Source organism: Sodalinema sp., assembly GCF_046483825.1.
In the GTDB taxonomy this organism is placed as follows: domain Bacteria; phylum Cyanobacteriota; class Cyanobacteriia; order Cyanobacteriales; family Geitlerinemataceae; genus Sodalinema.
In genome coordinates this window covers 1-4,385 of record NZ_JAWOCL010000243.1, presented here as the reverse complement: position 1 = coordinate 4,385, position 4,385 = coordinate 1, and the positions used below count along the sequence as shown (strand labels likewise).

The following is a 4,385-nucleotide window of genomic DNA, read 5'->3' as shown; positions in this document are numbered from 1 at the left end:
CGCCGCGTCAGCAGGAAATAGACATTATTCGGCAGTTCTTTGGGCAAGTGCAGCAGGTTTTCCCCGGCCTCCTGTTCCACCTCATCTAATGCGTCCACTACCACCACCAGCGGTTCACCTTCAGGAAGTTGCCGCGCCACGTTTGCCAGCAGTTCCCGCAAGTCTGCATTGTCGCTGTTGGGCAGGTTGTAACGCTGTTGCAGTTGTCCGCGCAGGCTTTTTAGGAACAGTTCGGCGCGGTTGCGACGTTCGGCGAGAATGTTGAAATAGCCGGGTACGTGGTGATCCTGAACGTATTTGGCGGCGACGGCACTTTTGCCGATTCCTGCCTCGCCAATGACTATGAAGTAGCCGCAGGGGTGTTTTTAATGAAGTCCCCGAAGGCTTTAAAGACAAACTTTCGCCCGCAGAAACGCTTGAGTTTTTCTTCAATCAGTGATTGAAATTCCCGGCTTTTTTTGTTGTTATTAGTTCCAGGATTTACTACCGAATTAGATTGATGAAACTCCTGACCAAGTTTCTGCCTGAGACCTTCTAATTTGCCACGTCCGTTGCTACCAACATCGAATTTTTCATAGATTGGTTTAAGTCGATGATTTTTTACGGTGGATTCGCTTATGCTTAATTTTATAGAGACTTCGTTGATTGCCAAGCTTCGCGTTGGCTCCGGAAATATAGTCAAAAGAGTATCAGTTAGTTCCGGTGACAGTTCCAACTCGATGGCTTTTTGCTTCAAAAACTGTTGCCAGTCCATCTAGGTTACATCCAAAAAATTTCTTCCATTATAATGAGTAATCCTGATGCTGTCATCCCGAATCAGGGAAAATCAGACTTTTGCGATACCTTTCTGATACTTCCGCGATACCTCAATGAAGTTGAGACTTTTGCGATACTAAAAGCGAGACTTTCGAGACTTTAAATCCTCTCAATCGATGTCAGGCTAGAAATGTAAACGCTCGCTTGGAGACTGATCCATGAGGAATCCCTTTTCTCGCCAACAGGAACCGAACCGCAACGACGACTTCAAACAGGAGGTGCAACGGGAACTTCTCCGGCAGTGCAAACACAGTTATAACGTGACGGTGGGTGCGATCGCCACCTCCTATGTCGTGACCCTCCTCGGCGTGGGATTGCTGTATACCGACAAAATCGCCGAATCAGCATTCACCGCCAGCACGGGAACGATTTTCAGCCTCAGCAGTATGACCTCGGCCAATGCTAAAAAACAGGAGTTGCAAGACCTCCTCGACGAACTTGACGAAACACCGTAGACCCGCCACCGTCGTCATATCCTCTCAGTTCGCTCCCTAGCCTCAACCTAGACGCCGACAGTCCCTTGTCCCCAAATCATGAGGATTCCTTGGCAAACTGTTCGTTGCGGCCAGAGTAACGCTAGACTAGCTCTAACGTGAGACCTTATTGAACCGAAACTGGTTGGGAGAAGCATAATGGGAGATTTTGAGCAGGTATCAGTCGGCATTGTCGGTGCATCAGGATATGGCGGCGTGCAACTGGTACGATTGCTACTGGAGCATCCAAATATCGAAATTGCCTATTTGGGAGGACAAAGCAGCGCTGGGAAGCCCTTTTCAGATATCTATCCCCACTTAGAACATCGCTTCAACAAAGAGGTTGAACCGGTGGATGTCGATCGCATCGCCGAACGCTGTCAGGTGGTCTTCCTCTCCCTTCCCAATGGCTTAGCTTGGCAAATTACCCCCGCTTTACTCGAAAAAGGCTGTAAAGTCCTCGACTTATCCGCTGACTATCGCTTTTTTAATCTCGATACCTATCAAGCCTGGTACGGAGGCGATCGCACCGATACGAACACCGCCGCCTCAGCGGTCTACGGCTTACCGGAACTGTACCGCGATCGCCTCCAAGACGCCAATCTCATCGGCTGTCCCGGCTGCTATCCCACCGCCAGCCTCTTAGCCGTGGCCCCCCTCCTCAAGCAAGGCTTAATTGCGCCCGAAAGCCTAGTCATCGACGCCAAATCCGGGACCTCTGGCGGCGGTCGTCAAGCCAAAACCAACCTACTCCTCGCCGAAGCCAGTAGTTCCATTTCCGCCTACGGTGTGGCCCGTCACCGTCATACCCCGGAAATCGAACAAATCTGTAGTGACTTAGCCGGCCATGAGATGATGGTTCAATTCACCCCGCATCTCGTCCCCATGGTGCGCGGGATTCTGGCCACGGTCTACGCCACCCTGCGCGACCCCGGTTTAGTCCGTGAAGACCTCGCCACTATTTATAATGCCTTCTATCGCGCCTCCCCTTGGGTCAAAGTTCTCCCCTCAGGAGTCTATCTCCAAACCAAATGGGCCTGTGGGTCTAACCTCAACTACATCGGAATTGAAGTTGACCCCCGCACAGGACGAGTGATTGTCATGTCGGTGATTGACAATCTCCTCAAAGGACAAGCGGGACAAGCGGTGCAAGCGATGAACCTCATGTTAGGACTCGAAGAAACCGCCGGACTCCCCAGCCTAGGGTTCTATCCTTAAAACTCTTCCGTGATTTCGAGGTCCAACACCCCTTGGAGTCGTTCATAAGCCTGTCGCACCTGAATAAACTCGCGCTCGCTTCCCCCCGCGTCTGGGTGGGTTTCCCGAGCGCGACGGCGATAGGCCTGGGTCAGTTGTTCCTCGTCGAAGGGATAGGCCAGCCGCAATAGGGTTAAATCCCCCTGAATCCGCTGGAAAATTGGGTCGATCGCCATCGGCTCACTATCGACGATGGGAACCTCATCCCACTGGTTAAATTCCGTCGTCTCCGGGTTGCGGGAATAGAGTTCTCGTCCTAAGTCCCGAGAAGCTTGTTGGAAAAATTTATAGAGGATGACGGGGAATAAGAGAATCAAGAGCGTGATCAGGGGGAGCGCCAAGGTCGGGTTTACGATCGCCGTTAAGACCACTAAAATTGGCAACAGTTGTAAGATAATAAGGATCGGTGGGTTGTCTTTCATTAATTTAGATCGCAGCCTTAGATCGCGGCCTGATTTAACGGTTGGGGCGATCGCACCCTTTCCCCCTAAGTGTAAAGGATTAGCCCTAAAAGAGTCCTTCGCCGATGGACTGAGATACTAGGGGGGACGGATGACCCCATATCTGAGGTTCCGCTAGATTCGGCTTGATGCTGAGTTTAATGCTCAGTTTGATGTTCAGTTGCAGTTGAGGCAAAGTTTGTGTCTAAAAAGCGTTCGGGTTGGTTTAGTCGTATTGTGCTGGCCATTGGCTTAATCGCCTTTCTTGGCTTTTCCATCGCACCCCTACTCGGCGGCGTCTTACAAGCCAATCAGGGTAATTCGAGTCCCACTCCCACGAATACCCCCGCCGCCAGCAACCCCCAGGAGGATCTTCAAGCTCAGGAACGGGGCTATAAACTCGTCCTGGAGCGGGAACCGGATAACCGCACCGCCTTACGAGGACTCATTGACGTGCGGCGTCAACTCAACGATATTGAGGGAACCATCGAGCCGCTGGAACGGTTGGCCGAACTCAATCCCGAGGAATCTCGCTATTGGGTGTTGTTGGCTCAGACAAAACAGTATCTCGGCGATCGCGAGGGAGCCGTCGAAACCTATCGGGAGCTGATTACCCGCGAACCGGGGAACGTACAAGCTCTTCAGGGACTGGTGACGCTACTGCTGGAAGAAGACCGGCCCGAAGCGGCGATCGCGGCCATTGAAGATACCCTACAATTAGCCACCCAAGCCGACCAATCCGAGCCAGGAAGCATCGATGTCGTCTCCACCCAACTGCTGCTCGGACAAGTCTACGCCGAACAGCAACGCTACGAGCAAGCCCTAAACGTCTTTGACAATCTCAGCCAAGAACATTCGAGTGATTTCCGTCCCCTGGTGGGTAAAGGGCTGATTTTAGAAGAAACCGGACAACTCGATGAAGCCCAAGCCGTCCTAAACAGCGCCCTGGAACTGGCCCCCGCTCAACAAAAAGACCGGATTCAAATTCTGATTGAACAGATCCAAGCCAGTCAAGCCAGCCCCGCTGAGGAAGAAACCTCTGAAGAAACCACTGAGGAATAATCCCTTGAGCCTGAACGCTCATCGCCCCTGTCCTACATTGGTTTGTCCTATATTGGTTAAGGAGTAACCCCGTGGCATCTGAAGAAATCGTCCGCTTCTTCATCGAAGAAGGTAAAGAACACCTCAATACCCTGGAAAATGGGTTATTAGACCTACCTGCAACGGTCCAAAACCCCGACGAAATTGACGAGATGTTCCGTGCGGCTCACTCGGTGAAGGGGGGTGCAGCCATGTTGGGCTATAGTTCCATCCAAAAAGTCGCCCACCGTCTCGAAGACTATTTCAAAGTCCTCAAACAAGACACCTTACCGATTGATCGCAAACTCGAAAGTCTCTT

6 protein-coding genes and 1 pseudogene are annotated in these 4,385 nt (G+C 51.7%); 4 read left to right on the top strand and 3 right to left on the bottom strand.

Annotated features, from left to right (window positions below):
* Positions 1-323: pseudogene (locus R6U67_RS15465) on the bottom strand (transcriptional regulator); the annotation flags it as partial.
* Positions 324-340: 17 nt separating this feature from the next.
* A complete protein-coding gene (locus R6U67_RS15460) occupies positions 341-754 on the bottom strand; it encodes a hypothetical protein (protein WP_410253378.1) in 414 nt (137 codons plus the stop codon).
* 220 nt (positions 755-974) lie between these two features.
* On the opposite strand from R6U67_RS15460, the gene R6U67_RS15455 reads away from it, so the two are divergent.
* Complete coding sequence (locus R6U67_RS15455) at positions 975-1,271, top strand: TRADD-N-associated membrane domain-containing protein (RefSeq protein ID WP_410253377.1); 297 nt, start codon at positions 975-977, stop codon at positions 1,269-1,271.
* 177 nt (positions 1,272-1,448) lie between these two features.
* Positions 1,449-2,507 (top strand): N-acetyl-gamma-glutamyl-phosphate reductase, encoded by a 1,059-nt coding sequence (argC, locus tag R6U67_RS15450; RefSeq protein ID WP_410253376.1) that lies wholly within the window; start codon positions 1,449-1,451, stop codon positions 2,505-2,507.
* On the opposite strand, the gene R6U67_RS15445 is transcribed toward argC, so the two are convergent.
* The gene (locus tag R6U67_RS15445) at positions 2,504-2,968 is read right to left on the bottom strand and encodes a DnaJ domain-containing protein (protein ID WP_410253375.1); all 465 of its coding nucleotides are present in this window, start codon (positions 2,966-2,968) and stop codon (positions 2,504-2,506) included. The two genes, argC and R6U67_RS15445, sit on opposite strands and share 4 nt — an antisense overlap.
* A 219-nt stretch (positions 2,969-3,187) precedes the next feature.
* Here R6U67_RS15445 and R6U67_RS15440 point away from each other — a divergent pair, with 219 nt between their 5' ends.
* Complete coding sequence (locus R6U67_RS15440; protein WP_410253374.1) at positions 3,188-4,048, top strand: tetratricopeptide repeat protein; 861 nt, start codon at positions 3,188-3,190, stop codon at positions 4,046-4,048.
* Positions 4,049-4,119: 71 nt separating this feature from the next.
* The coding region (locus R6U67_RS15435; RefSeq protein WP_410253373.1) for an Hpt domain-containing protein at positions 4,120-4,385 on the top strand (266 nt) is incomplete at its 3' end.